Annotated in this window: 21 protein-coding genes and 1 tRNA gene; 15 read left to right on the top strand and 7 right to left on the bottom strand. The window is 56.8% G+C overall.

Going from position 1 to position 20,489, the window contains the following annotated elements; all coding sequences use genetic code 11:
* Positions 1-21 precede the first annotated feature (21 nt).
* Positions 22-687: a hypothetical protein gene (locus tag M0R30_RS01285; RefSeq protein WP_292542306.1), complete on the bottom strand. Its 666-nt coding sequence runs from the start codon at positions 685-687 to the stop codon at positions 22-24.
* 137 nt (positions 688-824) lie between these two features.
* On the opposite strand from M0R30_RS01285, the gene M0R30_RS01280 reads away from it, so the two are divergent.
* From M0R30_RS01280 to M0R30_RS01250, 7 genes are all read left to right on the top strand, one after another.
* Positions 825-1,037, top strand: a complete 213-nt coding sequence (locus tag M0R30_RS01280) for a hypothetical protein (protein ID WP_292542304.1) — start codon at positions 825-827, stop codon at positions 1,035-1,037.
* A gap of 145 nt (positions 1,038-1,182) precedes the next feature.
* Complete coding sequence (locus M0R30_RS01275; RefSeq protein ID WP_292542303.1) at positions 1,183-1,335, top strand: hypothetical protein; 153 nt, start codon at positions 1,183-1,185, stop codon at positions 1,333-1,335.
* A complete protein-coding gene (locus M0R30_RS01270) occupies positions 1,332-1,577 on the top strand; it encodes a type II toxin-antitoxin system MqsA family antitoxin (protein WP_292542302.1) in 246 nt (81 codons plus the stop codon). Before M0R30_RS01275 ends, M0R30_RS01270 begins: the two co-directional genes overlap by 4 nt.
* A 721-nt stretch (positions 1,578-2,298) precedes the next feature.
* Entirely contained in the window at positions 2,299-3,069 is a 771-nt protein-coding gene (locus tag M0R30_RS01265) for a ThiF family adenylyltransferase (RefSeq protein WP_292542301.1), read from the top strand.
* A gap of 123 nt (positions 3,070-3,192) precedes the next feature.
* A complete protein-coding gene (locus M0R30_RS01260) occupies positions 3,193-4,485 on the top strand; it encodes a hypothetical protein (protein ID WP_292542300.1) in 1,293 nt (430 codons plus the stop codon).
* A 1-nt stretch (position 4,486) separates the two neighbouring features.
* Positions 4,487-5,602 carry a histidinol-phosphate transaminase gene (gene hisC, locus M0R30_RS01255; RefSeq protein WP_292542299.1) on the top strand — a complete coding sequence of 372 codons (1,116 nt, stop codon included), beginning with the start codon at positions 4,487-4,489 and terminating at the stop codon, positions 5,600-5,602.
* Positions 5,603-5,645: 43 nt separating this feature from the next.
* Positions 5,646-6,662 carry a GNAT family N-acetyltransferase gene (locus tag M0R30_RS01250; protein WP_292542298.1) on the top strand — a complete coding sequence of 339 codons (1,017 nt, stop codon included), beginning with the start codon at positions 5,646-5,648 and terminating at the stop codon, positions 6,660-6,662.
* Positions 6,663-6,704: 42 nt separating this feature from the next.
* Here the strand turns inward: M0R30_RS01250 and tmk are convergent, their stop codons facing one another.
* Both tmk and M0R30_RS01240 read right to left on the bottom strand, forming a co-directional pair.
* The gene (gene tmk / locus M0R30_RS01245) at positions 6,705-7,337 is read right to left on the bottom strand and encodes a dTMP kinase (RefSeq protein WP_292542297.1); all 633 of its coding nucleotides are present in this window, start codon (positions 7,335-7,337) and stop codon (positions 6,705-6,707) included.
* Entirely contained in the window at positions 7,331-8,002 is a 672-nt protein-coding gene (locus M0R30_RS01240) for a HisA/HisF-related TIM barrel protein (RefSeq protein ID WP_292542295.1), read from the bottom strand. The genes tmk and M0R30_RS01240 overlap by 7 nt, the downstream gene beginning before the upstream one ends.
* Before the next feature lie 44 nt (positions 8,003-8,046).
* Between M0R30_RS01240 and M0R30_RS01235 the strand changes: the two genes are divergently transcribed.
* The 5 genes from M0R30_RS01235 (at position 8,047) to M0R30_RS01215 (ending at position 12,152) form a co-directional block, all read left to right on the top strand.
* Positions 8,047-8,733, top strand: coding sequence for a (5-formylfuran-3-yl)methyl phosphate synthase (locus M0R30_RS01235; RefSeq protein WP_292542293.1), 687 nt, complete (start codon positions 8,047-8,049; stop codon positions 8,731-8,733).
* A gap of 3 nt (positions 8,734-8,736) precedes the next feature.
* Positions 8,737-10,206 (top strand): IMP dehydrogenase, encoded by a 1,470-nt coding sequence (gene guaB, locus M0R30_RS01230; RefSeq protein ID WP_292542292.1) that lies wholly within the window; start codon positions 8,737-8,739, stop codon positions 10,204-10,206.
* A gap of 50 nt (positions 10,207-10,256) precedes the next feature.
* Positions 10,257-10,751 carry a phosphohistidine phosphatase SixA gene (gene sixA / locus M0R30_RS01225; protein ID WP_292542290.1) on the top strand — a complete coding sequence of 165 codons (495 nt, stop codon included), beginning with the start codon at positions 10,257-10,259 and terminating at the stop codon, positions 10,749-10,751.
* 316 nt (positions 10,752-11,067) lie between these two features.
* The gene (gene msrA / locus M0R30_RS01220) at positions 11,068-11,574 is read left to right on the top strand and encodes a peptide-methionine (S)-S-oxide reductase MsrA (protein ID WP_292542288.1); all 507 of its coding nucleotides are present in this window, start codon (positions 11,068-11,070) and stop codon (positions 11,572-11,574) included.
* A gap of 368 nt (positions 11,575-11,942) precedes the next feature.
* Positions 11,943-12,152, top strand: coding sequence for a hypothetical protein (locus M0R30_RS01215; RefSeq protein WP_292542286.1), 210 nt, complete (start codon positions 11,943-11,945; stop codon positions 12,150-12,152).
* A 136-nt stretch (positions 12,153-12,288) separates the two neighbouring features.
* Here M0R30_RS01215 and metG read toward each other — a convergent pair whose 3' ends face one another.
* Positions 12,289-14,277, bottom strand: a complete 1,989-nt coding sequence (metG, locus tag M0R30_RS01210; RefSeq protein ID WP_292542284.1) for a methionine--tRNA ligase — start codon at positions 14,275-14,277, stop codon at positions 12,289-12,291.
* Positions 14,278-14,296: 19 nt separating this feature from the next.
* Between metG and M0R30_RS01205 the strand changes: the two genes are divergently transcribed.
* A complete protein-coding gene (locus tag M0R30_RS01205; protein ID WP_292542283.1) occupies positions 14,297-15,109 on the top strand; it encodes a hypothetical protein in 813 nt (270 codons plus the stop codon).
* Between the two features lie 80 nt (positions 15,110-15,189).
* On the opposite strand, the gene M0R30_RS01200 is transcribed toward M0R30_RS01205, so the two are convergent.
* The 3 genes from M0R30_RS01200 to M0R30_RS01190 form a co-directional block, all read right to left on the bottom strand.
* Positions 15,190-15,690: a hypothetical protein gene (locus M0R30_RS01200; RefSeq protein ID WP_292542281.1), complete on the bottom strand. Its 501-nt coding sequence runs from the start codon at positions 15,688-15,690 to the stop codon at positions 15,190-15,192.
* A 117-nt stretch (positions 15,691-15,807) separates the two neighbouring features.
* Positions 15,808-17,037 (bottom strand): PEGA domain-containing protein, encoded by a 1,230-nt coding sequence (locus M0R30_RS01195; RefSeq protein ID WP_292542280.1) that lies wholly within the window; start codon positions 17,035-17,037, stop codon positions 15,808-15,810.
* A 78-nt stretch (positions 17,038-17,115) separates the two neighbouring features.
* Positions 17,116-18,078: a phosphoesterase gene (locus M0R30_RS01190; protein ID WP_292542279.1), complete on the bottom strand. Its 963-nt coding sequence runs from the start codon at positions 18,076-18,078 to the stop codon at positions 17,116-17,118.
* Between the two features lie 105 nt (positions 18,079-18,183).
* Between M0R30_RS01190 and M0R30_RS01185 the strand changes: the two genes are divergently transcribed.
* Positions 18,184-18,257: transfer RNA gene (locus tag M0R30_RS01185), tRNA-Phe, on the top strand.
* 174 nt (positions 18,258-18,431) lie between these two features.
* Positions 18,432-20,429: a cation:proton antiporter gene (locus tag M0R30_RS01180; protein ID WP_292542278.1), complete on the top strand. Its 1,998-nt coding sequence runs from the start codon at positions 18,432-18,434 to the stop codon at positions 20,427-20,429.
* Positions 20,430-20,489: the final 60 nt, after the last annotated feature.

Genomic DNA, 20,489 nt, shown 5'->3' with positions numbered 1-20,489 from the left:
ACAAAAATTTTGATCAGGTTCCTAGCCCAGCGAGGTCTCGGCAAACCGCCGGGCTCCCCAAGATTTGGGGGTGGGTCTCTCACATCCTGCACGGAGTGTTGGTGCCGGTTCTAATTCTGGTGCATCCTTTTCTTTTACTACAAACATTGCTGTTCCTTGTGGAAGCCTATGAGGATCATACGTGCGCAAAGTGCCCGTCTTGGTCATGAATGCATCTGGAGACTTAAGTGTTATCGTCAGACGGAGTATTTTTTCAGGGTCTGGTTTCGGAAGATCCACCGTTACCCGGACTTCCGCAGATTCCCCTGACGACAAATTGAGTATATGCATCTGGGTTGCGGTACCTGTGAAGGAAGGTCCCTCGGGAGAACCCGTTTCTTCGTTCAGGGTCACATAATCGGTCGTCATGTTAAGAACAGCGCTGGCACAGTCTTCACCGGCACCATTCCAGATCAAAAAATCAAGACTGATATTATTACCATCAATTGCTACATCAGGAGTGTACAAGGAGTCTACCCGGGAGGATTGATTATTACTGTTGCGATCTTCGATTACTATCGCGTTGTTCAACCGATCCTTATCCCGGATTTGCCATGTTCCGCCGTTCTCTTTGTCATAATTGATGACAGGGTGCTCAAATGCATAAGGCCCACGTTCCAAACCTGACGACAGTATCCAGTATGTCATGTGAATGGGTTCCTTCTGATGTTCATGTCCTGAAGGAGACACGAGTGGTATTAAAAAAAATATTGAAAGAATAAGAATTATGGAGGCAATAATAGCGGTCCAAACCCAAATCCTTGAATGCATCATATTAGGTTAAGATGACGGGTAATTTAGAGATGGTGTTGCCATCAGTATCTTCGGTAAATGCATCGTACGCTGACAGAGAGGTATCTGAACAATCAGAGTTCTGTGCTGCTGGCAGTGCACTTACCGGACCAGACATGGCGGCCAGCAGGCAACCGGTTATCAATATTAAAAAATATCTTTTCATTGACATCTCTCCCCACGTATCTAAAACCAGAATACTTTGAGACAATATCTAGTTCAGGATTAAAATATATAAAACCAGATTGGATTGTTCGGAAAAAACCGAACATAGTCTTTTTCTCCCAACATTGACTAGTTCCAGCAACGGCAGATGAACGGTCGCAATTTCCCTGACCTGAATAGGGAGCGATGGTGGATGTGCTCACTATTGGCGATGTGATTGTGACGATTGCGTACCACACCGTAATTGCAGTCTGCACCGATCATATCCGGGTCATTACAGATTATATCCCGGAAGAAGACAAATGGATTGAGTATCGTAAAAGGAGGACTGAACCATGATTCCGGATCACTGCAGTTTCTGCAAAGGAAAACTCCGCGAAGGAAAGACGGAATTTCTGGCGCACGCTGCCGGGGAGGTCATTGTTATCAAAGATGTACCTGCGTATGTCTGCGAGCAATGCGGAGAAGCCTATTACACGGCCGCGATCTCCCGGAAAATTGATGGCGTCATGCGGGACGCCCACCAGAAAAAACTCTGCATGCGCCCGCTTCCTGCCGGTGAAGTTTCACTCAAGGGATAATTTTTTTGGTTCCTCTTCGGGGGAACTCCTATAAACCCCCCGCCAAACTCGAAGATTTCTATGGAATCTTCTCGACCTCCTGAACGGATGTCCAGTCGGTTTCACCGGTAGCCGTTTCTACTGGATTTCGATTCGGGATCATGATTCGAAAAAGGCCGCCGGCCTTTTTCTCAAGCTCCTACTGCCGTTTTGGCAGTAGTCGCTCATCCAAAAGGCAACAATTAGACGTTTTTTAGGGGCTGAAATGCCACTCATATCCGCAAAATATCGATGATATGGCCTTCTTTCAAAAACACTGTTCTATAATTCGCAAAAAAATGCGAGTATCAGAAAACCCGTTTTTCAAAATGGGCTCCGTTCGCCAATCGGAGCGATTTACAAGGAGATGATTTCACAAGAGTTTACAGGCCTAACACACCCCCGTGGACAGGGGATTTCACGGTTTGGCAATTTCCTGCAATCAACATTACAGAACCTTGCCCAGGCGCGACCCGAGAGGAAGCCATCTTTGCATCAACGAAGATGGATTGGAGAAGTGGTAACTTCGACTCATCGTACTGACTCCCTACGGAGCAGGGAGAATGTGAATAATAGGGGAACCGGTGTCCGGGCAGTAAGAATCGCGATCTTTTCCGGAGCGGAATCATTTTAAAAGGTATTTAAAATATTACAAAAATACACAGAAGTCATGCAAACATTCCGCGATCGTACACGTCCCATATTGACAGAAGAAGGAATCGATGCTTTGTCAAAACCCGTTGTCGCTATTGGCGGGCTTGGCGGAATCGGGGGGGTTATGTTCCTTGCCATGGTGCGCCTGGGAATCAGGAGATTCCGGGTGTCAGAAAATGGCATCTTCGATCCCCCGGATATGAACCGCCAGGTCGGTGCCTATGAATCAACCATGGGAAAGCCAAAGCTGGATGTCTATGTACAACTGGCCCGGGATATCAATCCCGACATTGAACTGGAACTGGTTCCGGAAGGGCTGTCAGCAGGAAACCTTGAAGCATTTCTCAAAGGATCCGATGTGTACGTCGGGATCATCGATGTTGAAAAAGGGTTTGATGTCAAGGCCAAGACGCCGGAACTATTGAAAAAATTCAATATCCCTCTCTTTACGTCCGGGGCAATCGGGTTTGGGACCATCATGATCAACCATCACCCGCAGGGCATGATGCCGGATGAGTTCTGGGACCTGGTGAATGCACAATCCCAATCCACCAGCGGTGCATTGCCTTCTGTTATGTCAGAACGGTTCAACAGGATTACCATGGAGCGGATCGACAAGACCGCAGCAGAAACGGGAAAATATGCAACCACAAGCATCGGTGCCAACATGGCAGGCACGCTCATGGCGTCCGAAGTAACGGCATATCTTCTCCGGGATACCCCCCTGGTATCCCGGGAGATCGTGTTTGCCCCGAAATACATGATAGTCGATCTGATGAACCTTACCATGGAAGTGAGGGATGCCACCCGCACGGGCTGAACGCATCGTGCGTAACGCAGTCAGGAACTCTTTCGGATACTATCGGCCGGGGATCCTCTTGCACGGGCAGATGGAGCTATTGCCGGGAGAGATCCACCTGACGGCAACGGAAGAACGGTTCCCATGAATACAGCGGACACTGCAGAACTGATTGTTGGAATCGACCTCCGGTATCTCCCGGTCGTTACCGGCATGGTCGAACAATCGGCAATCACCTTCGGGCTCACAAAGGAGGGTGCCCAGAATCTCTGCCTTGCCGTTGAAGAACTCCTCAATGTCCTTGCCGCCGCCCCCGGCGCCGGTGAAAAAATCCGTGTCACGGTCAGGGACGGGGGCTATTACACGGAGGCCTGCTGTTATTTCCCGCCCCACCGGATCCCGGTATCCGCCCTGAACGTGACAAAAGTGCAAAACCCATATGACGAATCGGTCATCGAGAACCTCGGCATCGTCCTGGCCGCACGCGTTGTGGACAGTCTCCGCCTTGTCCGGGAACAGGATGGCCTGATGTCGATTTGCTTCACGATGGATAAGATCTATCCGGAACAGATCCTTCCGGTACAGGTGCTTCCCCCGGGGCCCTATGCACCGGGCCCCTACGGCCAGGAGGATATCAAGCAGTTCGCCCAGCGCGTCCAGCAGGCATACCCATCGGTCATCCCGGAGTTCTTCCGTTTCCCGGGGAAGGTCGCGGATATGGTCCGGAGCAGGGAGTTTGGCATCCAGCTCGCCACCGACGGCAAAGGAAATATCGGCGGCGGCATGCTCTGGCGGCAGGGAGAAAAGATGATCGATTCCCTCGGGCCGTACGTCTTTGTCCCGCAGCCCGGTCTTGCCGAGGCGATCATCCAGAAGGTCCTTGAAAATGTAAGCAGGAAAGGTGCGGTCTGCATGGTGAACCGGCTGCCGGTTCCCGATGTCCCGAAAGCATTCTTCGAGGAACTTGCTCCCCCCCAGGTAGAGGACAACGGGCTTTTATGCGAACGGCCCCTCTACCGCCAGCTGGATGAGGATACGGGGTCCACCGTCTATGTCCATCCCAACCTCGAGCCGTTCGTCCGCCAGTGTATCGATCGCCTTGTCCTGCCAAGGAACATCGTTGTCACCACCTATGCCGGCGAGTTCATCGAGCCCCATGCGGCATTCGGGGTTCAGGTGGCCCGGAAGCGGCATCTTGCAATCCTCTCGACCATCGTGGCCGGCAGGGACGCGGCCCACATCCTGGCCCAGTACGTGTCGTCGCTGGATGACGACGGAATCACGCGGATAAGGTTCAAGCTGGATCTCGGGGATGAATCCGAACAGGTCCTGGTACCTGCGCTCCGGTCCGCGGGCTTCTCCCCCTGCTACCTCCTCCCATGGGGAGGAACCGGGGACATCGTGGTCTTTGAACATAGGCAAAGGCAGGGGTCATGAGATGGCCCCGACGCAACCTCCGCTCGATACTCTGGTCCCGCCGTACATCCGGAAGATCGAGGCCTATGTCCCCAGTAAACCGGACGATGTGCTCAGGTCCATGTACCATACATCGTCCCTTGTACGGATGAACAACAACGAGAACGTCATCGGCCCCCCGCAGAAGTCCATCGAGGCTATCATGAACTTTACACCGGAGCGGGCAGCGATATATCCCAATGGGGACAGTTATCACCTCCGGCACCGGCTCTCCGAAGTGTTCCGGCACCCGGCCTGTTCATTTCTTATCGGCAATGGGGCAAATGAGGTGATCACCTTCGTTATTAAAACGTTCTGTCAGAAAGGGGACAACATTATCACAACTGACAAGACCTTCGCGGTCTACGAGTGGGCAGCCGGCTTCTCCGGCGTCGAGGCCCGGCTGGTACCCCTGAAGGATCATGCGTTCGATGAAGAAGCGATGATTGGCGCGATCGATGGCAGGACCAAGGTCATCTTCATTTGCAACCCCAACAACCCGACCGGCACCTACTGGAGCGAGGCCCGGCTCCGTTCCTTCCTGCGCAGGGTTGACGGCAGGCAGATCGTAGTCGTGGACGAAGCCTATGCCGAGTTTGTCGACCAGCCGGATTACCCCGAGGGGATGAACCTCATCAGCGAGTTCCCCAACCTGGTCGTCTTCCGTACGTTCTCAAAGATGTACGGCCTGGCCGCGCTGCGCATCGGCTACCTTGCCGGGAACCGCAACCTTGTCGACATCATCCGCCGCACCTGCATCGTGTATTCCGTGAACACGCTTGCCCAGGAGGCAGCGCTCGGCGCTCTGGCCGACGACGGTTCCCATATCCGGAGGACGCGGGAACTGGTAAGAGCATCGAAGGAGTTTCTGATCAGCGAACTGGACCGCATGAATCTCCCCTGGATCGCGGGGGAAGGCAACTTTGTCGTGATCCGGCTCCCGGTATCCGATACGCTGGTATACCGTCGGCTCATGGCAAAAGGCTACATGGTCCGTACCATGACGGGGTTCCGCTTCCCCAACCATATCCGGGTCACCCTTCACGACCTGCCCGTCATGGAGGGGTTCGTTCAGGCGCTCAGGAGCAGCATTGCGTGACAGATGAACGCCCGGATTCCGGTATATGGAATGAGTACTGAAAATGACCGAAGACATCCCGTTTGAGATTGACTGTTTCAGGCCAAAGGACGCAGACGGCGTCGTTGCATTATACCGTGCCGTGTACGGGGATCATTACCCGGTGAAGAGCATCTACGATGCCCGGGAAATCCTTCGGCAGGAGGAAACACGCGAGACTCTCCGCATGGTCGCCCGCAACCCGGAGGGGGAGGTGATCGGGCATATTGCAGTCTACCGTTCTATCCTGACGGTGCCCAACCGGAACCTGTACGAGATCGGGCAGCTGATGATCCGGCCGGATTACCGGAAGAAGGGCGTGGGTTCCCAGCTGGATCACACATTTGCCCGCGAGATTATCCAGAACCATACTCTCGATATCTGGGGGGAGGCAGTTACCAGCCACCTCGTCTCCCAGCAGATGGCTGAACAGAATGACTATATCGAAACCGGGCTTGAGATGGATATCATACCTAAATCCGATAAACCTCTGCCGACGTGCTTGTCTGTCGGGGGCCGTGTCTCGGCAGTTCTCTTCTTCAAGATAACCACGGAACGTCCCCAGACCCTCTATATCCCCTGCGTGTACGAGGATCTCTTCCGTTTCCTTTACGAGGAGATCGGTCACGGGTCCACGCTTGCGATCTCTGGTGGAGAACTGCCGGGAGGCACCCGCACGGGCGGGTCGATGGACGTGCTCCAAAATGTCGGTATTGCACGGATCACTGTTACCGGGGTGGGGAGTGATTTCTCCGGCTGGATACAGGAACGCGAGAGTGAAGCAGCAGGAGCCGCACCGGTCATCACGCAGGTTATCCTGCCCCTCACTATGCCCTGCGTTGGCACGGCGGTCGGCATCCTCCGGGCAAAAGGGTATTTCATAGGCGGGGCCCTTCCCCGCTGGTTTGGTGACGACGGGATCCTGATGCAGCACCATGCCGGTATCCCGAATTTTGAGGGGGTATCCGTATACACGAAACGGGCACAGGAGATCAAGGAGCGGGTCTATGATGACTGGAAAACGGTCACCGGGATGAGGTGACGGGGGGAACGTGATACCGATATCCGGAGAATTTATGCACGATTATTCCGGTGAACGTTTCTTATCTCCTCTCTTCTTCCCGGTCTTCAAATCCTGTTGGATCGCATCAGCGACAAACTTCGCAACAATCTCCGGAGAAAGCATCGCATCCACAATCACAAACCGACCCGGCTCGGCTTTTGCATATGCCAGATAATTGTTCTGGACTTTCTCCAGAATCTCGCGCTTCTCGAAGTGTTCGCGCTGGGCATCCGGCTTGAGCCGGGTCAGGGCATCGTCAACGGGAAGCACGCAGAGGAATGTCCGGTCGGGAATGATCGTCCAGCCATTGTGCATGGCCCGCAGCCATTTCTCCGGTTCTGGCACAATGCCCTGCAGGGTCACGGACTGGTATGCGTACCGGCTGTCGCTGTACCGGTCGGAGATAACGAGCACTCCCTCTTTGAGTGCCGGGCGGACAACGGTTGCGAGATGGGCTGCGTGATCCGCAACAAACAATGTCGCTTCCGTTACCGGATCGATCTGCTCCGCGATGGCCCGGCGGACCGAATCGCCCACCCACGTGGCCCCGGGCTCCCGGGTGAAGATCGGGTCGAGATCCGCGAGCAGGATTTTGAGCGCAGTGTGCAGCGTACTCTTCCCGCTCCCGTCAATGCCTTCCAGTGTGACTAACAACAGCGACCCCTCCTGATCCATTCGATGGGGACTGTTTTGTGGTGCAGGGCCGTTGCGATGATCGCACCATCGAACCCGGCAGCGCTGATCGCTTCGAGATCCGCGATGGTCGAGACTCCCCCGCCATAGTATAATTTCCGGTGATAGGCCGACCGCATGGCTTCGAGCCGCTGCCGGTCGATCCCCGATTCCGTTCCCACGGCCGTGATGTTGAGGATGATGCATCCTTCAAACTTCCAGCCATTGGCCTGCCGGAGCACGTCTACCGGGTCGCGGCCGGACGGGATGACCCGGCCGTTTTTGATATCGAGGCTTAAGAAACCGCCCGGGTACTGTACGAGATCGTCGCCCCCGGTCTCCGTACCAACAATATTTTTGATATGGTAGCCTTCGAGCCGGTCGCCGGGCGACCGCGAGCCCCGGTCAATGTAACAGGCCGACACTTCGCGTGCGCACTGCCGGACAACCATGTCATGGGAACCGGTTCCGCTAATGCGGTCGAGATCCGCAATATAGATGGACCTGGGCCGGATCGCCTTGACAAACCGAACCGGTTCTGCCGTCGGGGAACGTCCCCAGTCGAGCGGTTTGTAACGGTCCCGCTGCCCGGATTTGCCGTGCACGACCAGATTATTCTTCAAATCCATCGCCAGTACGAGTTCCATAGACGAACGCAAACCACTATTAGGTCAAAAGATCATTAAATCTTATGCAATTGTTGGTCAGCCCAAGCTCTCTCAACGAGGCTAAAGACTCCGTTGCCGCTGACATCATCGACGTCAAGAAACCATCCGAAGGCTCGCTCGGTGCCAATTTCCCCTGGGTGATCCGCGAGATCAAGGAGTTTGCACAGAAACCGGTGAGCGCTGCGATTGGTGATTTTGATTACAAGCCGGGCGGTGCTTCGCTTGCTGCATACGGTGCCGCGTGCGCCGGGGCTGACTACGTGAAGATCGGGCTCGCGTTCGATGGAAAGGACAAGGCACGCGAAGTTATTTCGGCTGTCGTGAAAGCGGTAAAAGACCCGTTCCCGAAGAAGTATGTGGTCATCGCCGCGTACTCCGACTACGAACGCATGCATACCATCTCGCCCTTTGATGTTGCACCGATTGCCGCAGAGTGCGAGGCCGACTTTGCCATGGTTGACACCGGCATCAAGGACCGCCAGAGCACCTTTGCGTTCATGGACGAGAACGCACTCCGCTCATTCACGGAAGGGAACCGGAAACTCGGCCTCGGGACAGCGCTTGCAGGCGCCCTGAAATTCGAAGACATCGATGCACTCAGGCGGATCGACCCCGATATCATTGGCGTCCGCGGCATGGTCTGCGGCGGGGACCGGAATGCAACCGTGAGAGAAGATTTGATCAGGAAAGCACTCGCGATGATCAGGTGACGTATGTTTATTGAAAAACTGGATGTTCCACTCTCGTTAACCTTCGATGATGTCCTCCTGGAACCGCTGGCATCATGGGTTGAACCCTCCGAGGTTGACACGCGCTCGCGGTTCTCGAAAAATATCCGCGTTAATATCCCGCTCGTCTCGGCCGCGATGGACACCGTGACCGAAGCCACGATGGCAATCACGCTCGCACGGCTGGGAGGTATCGGCGTCATCCACCGCAACATGACGCCCGAGCACGAGATGCAGGAGCTCGTTGCGGTCAAGCAGGCAGAGGAACTGATTGAGCGCGACGTACTGTATGTTGAAGACACGGCAACGGTTTCCGACGCCGAACACCTCATGCAGCAATACAATATCGGTGGCGTGCCCGTAGTCGACAAGGGAGAGATTATCGGTATTGTCAGCCGGCGGGATGTCCGGGCGATCGTGCAGAAGAGCGGCAACGAGAAGATCACGACCATCATGACCAGGAAGCCGATCGTTGCCGGCGAAGATATCACCGCAATCAAAGCCCTCGAGGTCATGTACACGAACAAGGTCGAGCGGCTTCCGGTCGTGAATGCAAAAGGAAAACTGATCGGTATCATCACCATGCAGGACATCCTTGAGAAGCGGCAATATCCTCTTGCCAGCCGGGATGCAAAAGGCAACCTCTGCGTTGCCGCCGCGGTCGGCCCGTTCGATTTCGCCCGTGCCGAACTCCTTGACCAGAACGGCGCCGATGCCCTGGTTGTTGATTGTGCCCACGGACATAACATGAAGGTGGTCGCGGCAGTCAAGGAGATCAAAGGGAGCGTGAAGGCGGACGTCGTGGCAGGAAATGTTGCGACAAAGGCTGCCGCTGAGGCATTGCTGGACGCAGGCGTTGACGGCATCAAGGTCGGTATCGGGCCGGGCTCGATCTGCACAACCCGCATTGTTGCCGGCACGGGCGTGCCGCAGATCACCGCGGTCGCCCAGGTAGCGGAGGTTGCACAGAGTGCCGACGTCCCGGTCATCTCCGATGGCGGCGTCAGGTTCAGCGGCGATGTTGCAAAGGCCATCGCAGCCGGAGCAGACACGGTGATGATGGGCAGCATGTTTGCCGGTACTGACGAGTCCCCGGGAAAAGTCATCACCATGAAAGGCCGGCGGTACAAGCAGTACCGCGGCATGGGATCCCTCGGTGTCATGAGCAGCGGCGAATCAAGCGACCGGTACTTCCAGAAGAAGGAGATCGGGAGCACGAAGTTCGTGCCCGAAGGCGTGGAAGGGGTCACCCCCTATGTCGGTCATGTCGGGGAAGTGATCTACCAGCTCGTGGGCGGGCTCAAGTCCGCGATGGGATACTCGGGTGCGAAAACGATCGATGATATGCACACGAAGGCACGGTTCGTCCGGATCACGAATGCCGGCATGACCGAGAGCCACCCGCACAATATCATGATCACGGACGAGGCGCCGAACTACCGGCTCTTCGAATAATCCGGTTCTTTTTTCACAATCTTTATCCTCCCGCATGCAGCAGTCCATGTGTGGACGTCTTCATTTTACGGCACGGGAAGGCAGAGGTGGCAAAGCCGGGCGGACGCGATGCGGACCGGCCGCTGACAAAGAAGGGGCGCGATGATATTCTCGCGGTTGCGCTCTGGATCGCGGCGCATGACCCTGAGTTCGACCTGATCGCGGCAAGCCCGCTTGCCCGTGCACAGGAGACCGCAGCGATCATAGCGGACGTGCTGGAAGTCCCACAGAAGATGGCGACATGGAAGGTGCTGGTCCCGGGCGGGGACACGGATACCGTCTGCCGGGAGATCGGCCGGTACCCGGACAATGCCGCCGTCCTCCTTGTCGGCCACGAACCGCTGCTCTCATCGCTCATCAGCCGGATCATCTCCGGAAATGAGGGTGCCGGCATCGTGATGACAAAAGGGGGCCTTGCAAAGATCCGGAATTTTTCATACGCCGGGCGCCCGTCCGGGGAACTGCACTGGCTCCTGACGGTAAAGCAGATGGCCCTGATAAAATAACCGGGGATCGCAAAACAGGGGTTTTGTGCCCTGGCACCCTCCATGAGCCCACGGGAAATTCAGGGGCTGCCGGAAGGCCGCTATTTTAGCAGGTCTAAAACGAACAAATTTCCCCAGATCCTGAAAATACTGGTTTTACAGGGACTTTTTTTCAAGCGTTGACATTGTTCCCATTTCGGTGGAGATCACGATCCCCGGATTGCCAAAAGGGGCCCGTAGCGGCCCCGGAATAGTACTGGGTTCCGGACACCTCTTTTCTGAAGGGTATCGGGAAGGATAGCAACACCCAAAAACCTCCGGCACCAATCAACGTTGGATGACCGGACCCGTTCAACTCAGTAAGGCGACTTTTACCGGAGGCTGTTTCTGGGATCTCGAGGCGGCGTTCCGGAACGTTGAGGGCGTTGCCGGAACCGTTGCGGGATATACGGGCGGGACCGAGCCGGATCCGGATTATGAACAGGTCAGCACCGGATCGACCGGCCATGTCGAAGCGCTGGGAATTGTCTTTGACCCGGCGGTTGTCTCCTACGATCAGCTGCTCGGCATCTTCTGGGCCATGCACGACCCGACCCGGCCGGACGGGCGGGGCGATTATACCGGGCCGCAGTACCGGTCAACCATTTTCTATCACGATGAGAAGCAGGAAGAAGCCGCGCTTGCATCCCGTGACCGGCTCGCGGCATCGAAACAGTACGGTGACCGCCCGATTGTAACGGAGCTCCTCCCCGCGTCCACGTTCTGGCCGGCCGAAGCGTGCCACCAGCAGTTCTATGAAAAGTGCGGGCGCGGGTATACCACGAGCCGGCAGATCTATGAATGATGATGTGAATGCCTGCGGCTTTTCTGCCGGGTTATTAAAAAACTCAACGGGCCAGTATCCTTGTATTTTTTCGTTCATTGGTTGAACCGCGTGGTACTACCATCTTACCCGGCATATTTTACGAATATAAGTGCAGTGGCACCTGACTCTCTGATCAGAGTGTTTCGCCCCAACAGGAACGGGACGAACAGCACTCGTATCCGCAAATCTCCCGCATGCGGCCTCATGAAGGATCCACCTGCACACTTTCCCCGGTGGATCCTGCAATGGGGCGATCATGCCGGTAACGGATAGCAAGGAGACATTCGGACCGCCGGCAGCACGGCATCAAGCCATGGCGTGCAGGCAGGCGGCCAGGAGACTATGTCATGACCACAAACAGCAACTCCCCAACGGGAACAGGTCATCAAGAGACCTGCCATCATGCCCGGGAAGGATCCCGGACCGGCAACCGTGCCAGACCATACCGGATGCCGGCCATGGGATGGATCGGGGAGATCGCACCGAGCGAGAACTGGCGCACGACAACCATCGTCCAGCGCCACCGCGACTCGGCGGTAACACCCGCACCACTCTGAACCGGTCCTTTGCACATGGGACCGGTAACTTACCTCATCCACACCCGTGCCGGGAGTACAAACCGGCATGGGTTCTCCTCTTCACTTTTGAAAAAAATTGTCCGGGACTTCCGGAATATGATTGAATAAAAAAAGATTACCGGATCTTCGTGCCCGGTTCCACGGCCTTGAGCGGCGTGAGCAGGGATGCCGCATCACCCGCTGCAAGGATCATCCCGTTGCTCTCGACACCGAAGATCTTTGCCGGCGCAAGGTTTGTCAGCACGATCACGTTCTGGCCAACGAGATCCTCCGGCTTGTAGAACCGGGCGATGCCGCTCACGATCTGGCGGTTCTCGCCACCGATATCCACCTGCAGCTTCAGCAATTTGCTGGACTTCGGGATTGCCTCGGCAGCACGGACAATGCCGGTCTTCATCTCAACTTTTGCAAATTCTTCGATCGATATGGCGGGTGTCTTTTCCATCTTCCTGTTCGCCTCCGCGACGCGTTTATTGAGCAGGGCTTCAAGCTCTTTTACCTGGTCCTCTTCCATCTTCACAAAGAGCGGCGTGGGGGGGTGGAGACAGGCCTCGGGCACCGGGTGCGTGGCATCGCTGACCGGGTGGTTCGCAACGGCATCGTAGTACCCAAGCTGCTTCCAGCACCGCCATGCCGCATCCGGCATCACCGGCTCAAAGAGCAGGGCAAGGGCCTTGACAATCTGGATCGCGTTCTTAATCACCTGTGCTGCTGCTGCCCGGTCGGTCTTGATCAGTTTCCACGGGGCATTGGTCTGGATGTAGGTGTTGCCGAACGCTGCGAGGTTCATGATCGCGTCAACAGCGCCCTTGAACTCGTAGTCCCGCATCAGCTGGTCCACGGTTGCAAGGGTCTTCTCGATCTCGGCCGTGATGGCGGGATCGACCTCGCCGGGCGGGACGCCGTTGAACTCCTTCTGCGCAAAGTAGAGCGTGCGGTACACGAAGTTGCCAAAGATGTTGACCACCTCGTTGTTGATCCGCTCGGAGAAGACCTTCCACGAGAAGTTCAGTTCTTTCGTATGGCTCGTATACGCGAGCAGGTAGTAGCGGAGGTAATCGGCGGGCAGGCCCTTGTCAAGGTAATCGTCATTGGTCCAGACCACGTAGCCCCGCGACTTGGAGAACTTGTGGTCGTCGACCTTCACCATCCCGCTTGCCACGATCGCGTGCGGGACGCCGTAACCGGCACCCTTGAGGAGCGCCGGCCAGAAGATCGAGTGGTGGTAGATGATGTCGCCGCCGATGAAATGGGTGACACGGTTCTCCCCGCACCAGTAGCGTTTCCAGTCCTTGCCGTTCGCTTTCGCCCATTCCTCGGTGAAGGCGATGTAGCCGATGGGGGCATCGACCCAGACATAGACCACGAGGTCGTCACGGCCCGGGAACTTCACGCCCCATTCGAGCGTCCGGGTGATGCACCAGTCATGGAGCTCGTCCCTGATCCAGCCGATCGCGTAGTTCTTCGCGTTGGTCGTGCCCCGGACCTTGTCGAGGAAGGGGAGGAGAAAGTCCCTGAACTCCGAGAGTTTGAAAAAGTAGTGCTCCTGGTCGCGGAACTCCGCCTTCGTGCCGCAGACCTTGCAGACCGGGTCCTTGATCTCGCCCGGCTCAAGGTGCTTGCCGCATCCCTGGTCGCACTCGTCGCCCCGGGCCGGCTTGCCGCAGTGCGGGCAGATGCCCTCCACGTACCGGTCCGGCAGGAAGCGTTTGCACTTCGTGCAGTAGGCCTGGTGGACGATCTGTTTGTAGATGTAGCCGTTCTTCTCGAGTTCGGCAACGATCGCCTGAGTCCGGTGGTGAGTGGCCGGGTCATCGGTCATGCCAAACCTGTCGAACATGACGCCCATCCGCTTGAAGGTCTCGTCGAAATGCTTGTGATATTTCTCCGAGAGCGCCCGGGGGGAGATACCCTGCTCTTCGGCCGAGACCACGATGGGGGTCCCGTGGTTGTCCGAACCGCAGACGAAGACAACTTCTTCGCCTGCCCGCCGCATGTAGCGGACGTACATATCGGCAGGGACGTACGTTCGCAGGTGGCCTAAATGGCAGGGGCCGTTCGTGTACGGCAGCCCGCAGGTGACGAGCAGCGGCTGGTTATTCATCACTACGTTTTAGATGCTTATGAGTAATAAGATCTCTATTATGGTGAAACGGCTGAACCTGGCAACGCGGGCATTCGGGGCAGAGCCCGTGCAGCCGGACGTGGCCGCACTCGCGGAATGGATTGCGGAGCACCGGGGCAGGACCGCGGACATCATCACGTACCAGCTCCACCAGTCGCTCGCCCCGCAGGCCTCAGCAGGGATCATGTCGCCCTGTGCCGGCGGGAAATTCTACCATGACCGGATCCGGCAGAGCATCACCGGCATCACGGACAACCGGGCGGTCGGGGAACTTCACCTTGACTCCCCGGCAATTATTGAAGATGCCGCAGGCATTGTCGTGCAGAAGAGAGGGGCAGAGTGTGCCATGCCGGCGCCCCATGTCCTAGGGATCGAAGATGCGTACTATGAGGACGGGGACGAATGGTCGGACGCGATCTGCGGGACGTACAAGGCCTTGATGCGGGCGATGCGGGATACCGGTGTTGCCGGCCATGTCCTGGTCTGCGATATCATGGACGACGCCGAGCTTGCAGCACTGGCCCGGCAGAAATGCTTCTTCTTCCAGCCGGAGCCTGACCGGGAAAGCCTCGCGGCGCTCATGGAGTACCAGCACCGGGTCGCCGTTGGGAAGGACCATCTTTCTACCCTCATTGATCTCACGAATGAATACACCCTCAAAAAAGTGTTCATCATCGACCCGGATCAAAAAGCGATCGAACTTGCCCGCTCGCATCTCGACCCTGACCAGATTGTTGCGGGAGGATACTGCACCGGCGACTGCACTGAGTACTGGAAAGACCTTGTCACAAAGGCAGTGTACGTGCGTTGAGCCGGCCATCATTTTTTCCCTGAGATGATGATCGCAAAACCCGTATTGCTCACCGGGATTAAAAGAGAGGAGCAGGGGAATTATGACGGGACCGTGTGGGAGATCGAGGGGATGGCGATCTGGTCGTCAAACCGCTCCTGGTACCCGTCCGGGAACATGACCGTTGTCAGCGTGGGGGAGAAATCCGGTGAAACGAGCGGGGCAAACCAGTACCCGTTGAGGACGGCCTGGGCTTGTTCAAATGACATCGAAGGCGTGGTCATGGTGGTTGATCCATCCTTCGTGGATACCGATGCATAGGAAGGGATGATTATCTGGGACGAAGAACTCGTTGCCTGGCTCACGGTCACCGGCTGCGAGGACCCGTATGCGAACGCAGACTGGAGCTCGCTCGCCGGGTCTGCGATCCGGAAGAACACCGCGCTCTGTTCGATGAATGAGAGGTCATACCGGACATCGACCTGTGCATCGCCGTTCTCTGCGACGTTTATTGAAAGCGATTTCATGGAAAATGCCTGCGCCGGCATCACCACAAACGCCAGGATACAGAGTCCGGTCATGATGAAGAGTCTTTTTTTCATGGTGATGGGTCATTGGGAAATACTGTTTAAAAAATTATTGGATGACCTGAGTGATAATAATCCATTGTCGTGATAAGGAACAACGGGTTTTAAAAAAAGGTCCGGGGGATCCCGGGTTTATTTTCGCCGGACACTGATCAGCACCGCTGCCCCGAGCACACCGGCAAGGATGACCGGGATAGGGACCGGGGACTGCGTTGTCGGGACCGGTGTCGGCTGTTCTGCCGTCATGGTGACGTAAATATCCACCGTCTCACCCTGTGCCGGCTGGCGGGGGACGGTGCCGGTGGCAGTCGCATACCCGGATTTGGTGACGGTGAATGCCTCGAACGGCGTACCGGTGGTGGAGACCGGGACGGTCAGGAGGCCGTCGGATTTCGTGATCCCGGCCATGAACGTGCCGATGGTTACGGTTGCCCCGTCGACATTGGTATGGAAGGCGAGGTATCCCTTGCCACTGCCCAGGGGACTCGCGATCGTGGTCGCCACCGTAGTCGGGGCTGCCGTGCCGGTCTGAGTCAGGGCGACATGGAAGGTGACGGTCTGATCTTTTGCCGGTGATGAGGGGACCCTTCCGGTGGCGGTGGCATACCCGCTCTTCTCAACACGGTAGGTGGAATACGGTGTTCCGGTGCTGTACACCGGTATGGAGAGCGATCCGCCGGATATCGTTCCCTTGTAGGAGTTGTCAAGATAGACGGATGCACCGTTCACGTTGCACGTGACCTTGTACCATCCCTGGTCACCGCCGATGATGGTCGTGCTCGTTGTCGGCACGGATGTCTGCGCTGTCGGGACCGGGTTGAGGGTCGCGTACAGGCTGACGGTCTGGCCATCGGAAGGCATGCTGGTGATGCTGTCGGAATAGGTCACGTACCCGCTCTTGCTCACGGAGTAGGTAGTATACGGCGTTCCCGTTGTGGAGATCTCGAATGAGAAGACACCGCCGCTGACCGTTCCCTTCGTTACTCCATCAAACGAGACGGTTGCGCCATCGACATTGCTGTGGACCGCAAACCAGCCCTTGCCGCTGCCGGTGGGTTTTGGCGTGAGGCTGACCGTGATCTCAAGGTTCGCATTGCCGCCCGGGACATAATTGACATCCCCGCTGGCATCGTAATACCCGTCCTTTGTTACTTTATACGAACTGGCATAGACTCCGTTCTCGATATCGAGCGATCCTCCGGAGATGGTTCCTTTATACGTATTGTCGAGATAGACCGATGCGCCATCAACATTGCTGTTGATCGTCAGCCAGCCCGATCCCCCGGGCGGTGCCGATGCCGAGACAGGCGCAATGCTGATACAGAGCACCGCAAGGAGAAGACAGAGTAGGAAATGCTTCATAGGTTGATCACACCAGATTTCCCGCCATGCATATAAGGGTTAGCCTTTTGGAAAAAAACGGGCAGAAAAACGGGAAGGTCAGAGCGTCTCGGCAACCTTCACGAGTTCATCGAAATGCCGGCTCTTCTTAAAGAGCCACCACGTGAACCGCTCCACGACGGTAAAATTGAACGAGCCGCCCGCTGCGCCCGGGTGCCCGCCGCCGCCGAACTCGCGGGCGATGAGGTGACTGATGGGAGGGACCGACCGGATCGAGAACTTCCCGTCCCTGCCGATGATCACTTCGATATCGGTCTTCTTCTCGTTACGGATGAAATGGGCGGTCTCGCTCGGGTACCCGTACATCGGGGCAAACGCGATCCGGTATTTCGTGCCGGCAAAGGTCGCCTGCCGGAGACTGTGCCGCATCATCGACTCCATCTCCTCCTTGATCTCCCGGTACTCGCGCTCGATCTGTTCGTCCGAAAAGATCCCTTTGATGAGGCAGTCCCGGACATGGTCGCGGTTCGCTTTCCGCTGGAGCACCTGCCCCAGCACAGCTGACCGTGGGTCCTCATGTTTCCAGAGGTCGTAATCGCAGACCACGCGGGCAACTTCCGTTGCAACCGGATCGCCGGGCATGAGGTCGCGGGCAACGATGCCGGACCCGCAGGACGAGGTATCGATCCGGAGGAGCGGGACGACCTTCTCGATCTTCTTTATCTCCTCCTCGCGCCAGCGGTGGTGGTCCCGCCATTCCACGACCCAGCCGTTCTTTTTTGCTTTTGCCGCAATGGACTCTGTGTCGTTGTGAAACCCGAGGTCCGAGATGGAGAGGAGATCGCCCTTCCCGTCACACGCGGCAACAAGGGAGAAGAGGGACGAAAATTTTCCCACCGAGCTCCAGATCGTGAATACACCGTCATTGCCGAACTTCATCCGGTGCACCGCGTCCGCACCCACAGCATCGAGGTCGTTGTGGGTCAGGTGGACGACATGCGCACTGCGGCTTTTTACCGCGCTCGCGAGGCCGGAATCTTCGCTGCTGTTCGGGGACGCCATTGGTTAATACTCGTATTCCGGCGTATAAAAATGAACGGTCATTTCGTAAAAACAGACCAAAGAACAGATCATTTATTAGTCAACAGGGACAACAATTGTATCCCTGCCCTAGTAGCTCAGCCCGGGAGAGCGCCAGACTGAAGATCTGGTTGTCGCCTGTTCAAATCAGGCCTGGGGCACTTCTTTTTCCCGATCTTCCCTTAAAGAGTTCAGGCTCACCGGACGCATGCGATACCCCGCGATAAAAAATATCATCTCACTCCACACATATTTACGAGCAAACGTACCGCTGTTTTCCCGCGGTGCATGAACATTATGGAACACCGTAACACCCTTGTGGAGGCGACTGCACCATGGACTTCATGATGGGCCTTGTCAGCGTTGCCCTCATCGCGATCGTCTTACTCTACGTAGGCCAGCAGTTCGGGCTCCCGAGCATTGTCAGTTACCTCATCCTCGGCATGCTCGCCGGCCCGTACGTATTCGGTATCGTCACCGACCAGAAATCGATCGAGACGGTTGGCGAGATCGGTATCATCCTCCTGCTCTTCACCATCGGCCTCGAGTTCTCGTTCGAGAAACTCTTACAATCGTGGCGGATCGTCCTCATCGGCGGGCTCATCCAGCTCGTCACGACCATTGTCGCAGTCACGGCCGTCACGTACGCCCTTTCCGTACCCTTCACGTCGGCACTCGTCTTCGGGTTCATCATCTCGCTCTCCAGTACCGCCATCGTGATGAAGATCCTGCAGGAGCGGCGGGAAATGGATACCACGCAGGGCCGGACACTCTTTGGGATCCTGCTCTTCCAGGACCTGGCCATCATCCCGATGATCCTGATCCTGCCGGTCTTCATGGGCAGCAGCGGCCCTGACCTGGGTGCCCTCCCCCTGGAGATAATAAAAGTCGTCGTCATCCTTGCCCTGATTGTCATCCTTGGCCGCTTTGTCGTCCCGCGGTTGCTGTACCGCGTCGCCTCGCAGCGGAACCGCGAGCTCTTCTTCATCACGATCGCCGGCATCTGTGTCATCGTTGCCTGGCTCACGAACCAGGCGGGGCTCTCCTATACGCTGGGAGCATTCGTTGCCGGCCTGATCATTGGGGAATCGGATTACAACATCGATGCACTCAGCCACATCATCCCCTTCCGCGACGTCTTTGCGAGCGTCTTCTTCCTCTCGATAGGGATGCTCCTCGACATACAGCTCCTCCTCTCCGAGGCCACCCTGGTCGAGATGATCATCGTCATCGTCATCCTCATCATCGTCATCAAGATCCTGACCGGCGCGTTTGCATCCGCCGCGCTCGGCATGCCGGCCCGCGTCAGCATCTTCACCGGTTTTGCCCTCTGCCAGGTGGGGGAGTTCTCGTTTGTCCTCGCAAAGACCGGGCTGGATGCGAGTTTCATCCCGGAACGGATCTACCAGATCTTCATTGCATCGGCGATTGTCACCATGGCGCTGACCCCGTTCATGATGAACGCCGCGCCCCGGTTCACCGACCTCTACTACCGGGTGATCCCTTACCTGCCAAAAAAAGACCTGTTCGCACCACCTGACCTGGAATATGGGGGGACAACGCTCAAGGACCACATCATCATCGCGGGGTATGGCATCACCGGGAAGAGCGTTGCCCGCGCTGCCGAGATCACCGGGATCCCGTACATGGTCATCGAGATGAAACCCGAGATCATCCGCCGGGAGAAATCCGCCCGCCGGCCGTACTTCATCTTTGGCGATGCGGTCCAGGACGAGGTGCTGGAACATGCCGGTGTCCGTGATGCCCGGACACTGGTTGTCGCCGTCTCCGACCAGGAGGCCGTGCCCCGCATTGTCCACAAGGCCCGCAGGATGTCACCGGAGATCTATATCATTGCCCGTACCGAGCACATCCGCCATGCACAGTACCTGCTGGACCTTGGCGCCGATGAAGTGGTGTCGGAAGAGTTCGAGGCGGCCCGCGAGATCTTCACCCGGGCACTCAAGAAATACCGGCTGCCGGAACCAGAGATCGCAAAGATCGTCAGCAAGCTCCAGAACTGGGGCTATTCCAAGTTCACAAAGAACGGCGATAAACCGGCCATGGGAATGGACACGGTCCTCCTTTCCCTGCGCATCCATGTGCTCACGGTCGAACCGGGATGCTGTGCTGACGGGAAGGCCATCAACGATCTGGACCTCAAGGGCCGTTTTGGCGTCGCAGAGTTTGGCGTGCGCCGGAACAACGCGATGATCGCAACGGACGACAGCACCTGCCTGCAGGCCGGCGATGCACTCCTGATCTTCTCCACGGACCAGGTGGCAGAAGAGATCCGCCACCTCTTCCGAAGGGAGGAAAACCCGGTCTCCTGATCCCGGCACACGATATTCCCTGCCAGTTTCCGTTCATTCGCGGACCGCATCGCAATGGAT

This window comes from Methanoregula sp., assembly GCF_023227875.1.
GTDB lineage: Archaea > Halobacteriota > Methanomicrobia > Methanomicrobiales > Methanospirillaceae > Methanoregula.
Note: the sequence above shows the minus strand (reverse complement) of the source record. Positions and strands in the feature narration are given on the sequence as shown.

Excerpts from the sequence above, each read along its gene's own strand:
- guaB (WP_292542292.1), top strand. The coding sequence starts at position 8,737 with ATGTTTATTGAAAAACTGGATGTTCCACTCTCGTTAACCTTCGATGAT.
- msrA (WP_292542288.1), top strand. The coding sequence starts at position 11,068 with ATGACCGGACCCGTTCAACTCAGTAAGGCGACTTTTACCGGAGGCTGT.
- M0R30_RS01280 (WP_292542304.1), top strand. The coding sequence starts at position 825 with ATGACGGGTAATTTAGAGATGGTGTTGCCATCAGTATCTTCGGTAAAT.
- M0R30_RS01200 (WP_292542281.1), bottom strand. The coding sequence starts at position 15,690 with ATGAAAAAAAGACTCTTCATCATGACCGGACTCTGTATCCTGGCGTTT.
- M0R30_RS01180 (WP_292542278.1), top strand. The coding sequence starts at position 18,432 with ATGGACTTCATGATGGGCCTTGTCAGCGTTGCCCTCATCGCGATCGTC.
- M0R30_RS01205 (WP_292542283.1), top strand. The coding sequence starts at position 14,297 with ATGAGTAATAAGATCTCTATTATGGTGAAACGGCTGAACCTGGCAACG.
- metG (WP_292542284.1), bottom strand. The coding sequence starts at position 14,277 with ATGAATAACCAGCCGCTGCTCGTCACCTGCGGGCTGCCGTACACGAAC.
- M0R30_RS01270 (WP_292542302.1), top strand. The coding sequence starts at position 1,332 with ATGATTCCGGATCACTGCAGTTTCTGCAAAGGAAAACTCCGCGAAGGA.
- M0R30_RS01275 (WP_292542303.1), top strand. The coding sequence starts at position 1,183 with ATGGTGGATGTGCTCACTATTGGCGATGTGATTGTGACGATTGCGTAC.
- M0R30_RS01285 (WP_292542306.1), bottom strand. The coding sequence starts at position 687 with ATGACATACTGGATACTGTCGTCAGGTTTGGAACGTGGGCCTTATGCA.
- M0R30_RS01260 (WP_292542300.1), top strand. The coding sequence starts at position 3,193 with ATGAATACAGCGGACACTGCAGAACTGATTGTTGGAATCGACCTCCGG.
- M0R30_RS01240 (WP_292542295.1), bottom strand. The coding sequence starts at position 8,002 with ATGGAACTCGTACTGGCGATGGATTTGAAGAATAATCTGGTCGTGCAC.
- hisC (WP_292542299.1), top strand. The coding sequence starts at position 4,487 with ATGGCCCCGACGCAACCTCCGCTCGATACTCTGGTCCCGCCGTACATC.
- M0R30_RS01195 (WP_292542280.1), bottom strand. The coding sequence starts at position 17,037 with ATGAAGCATTTCCTACTCTGTCTTCTCCTTGCGGTGCTCTGTATCAGC.
- M0R30_RS01250 (WP_292542298.1), top strand. The coding sequence starts at position 5,646 with ATGACCGAAGACATCCCGTTTGAGATTGACTGTTTCAGGCCAAAGGAC.
- M0R30_RS01190 (WP_292542279.1), bottom strand. The coding sequence starts at position 18,078 with ATGGCGTCCCCGAACAGCAGCGAAGATTCCGGCCTCGCGAGCGCGGTA.
- M0R30_RS01235 (WP_292542293.1), top strand. The coding sequence starts at position 8,047 with ATGCAATTGTTGGTCAGCCCAAGCTCTCTCAACGAGGCTAAAGACTCC.
- M0R30_RS01215 (WP_292542286.1), top strand. The coding sequence starts at position 11,943 with ATGACCACAAACAGCAACTCCCCAACGGGAACAGGTCATCAAGAGACC.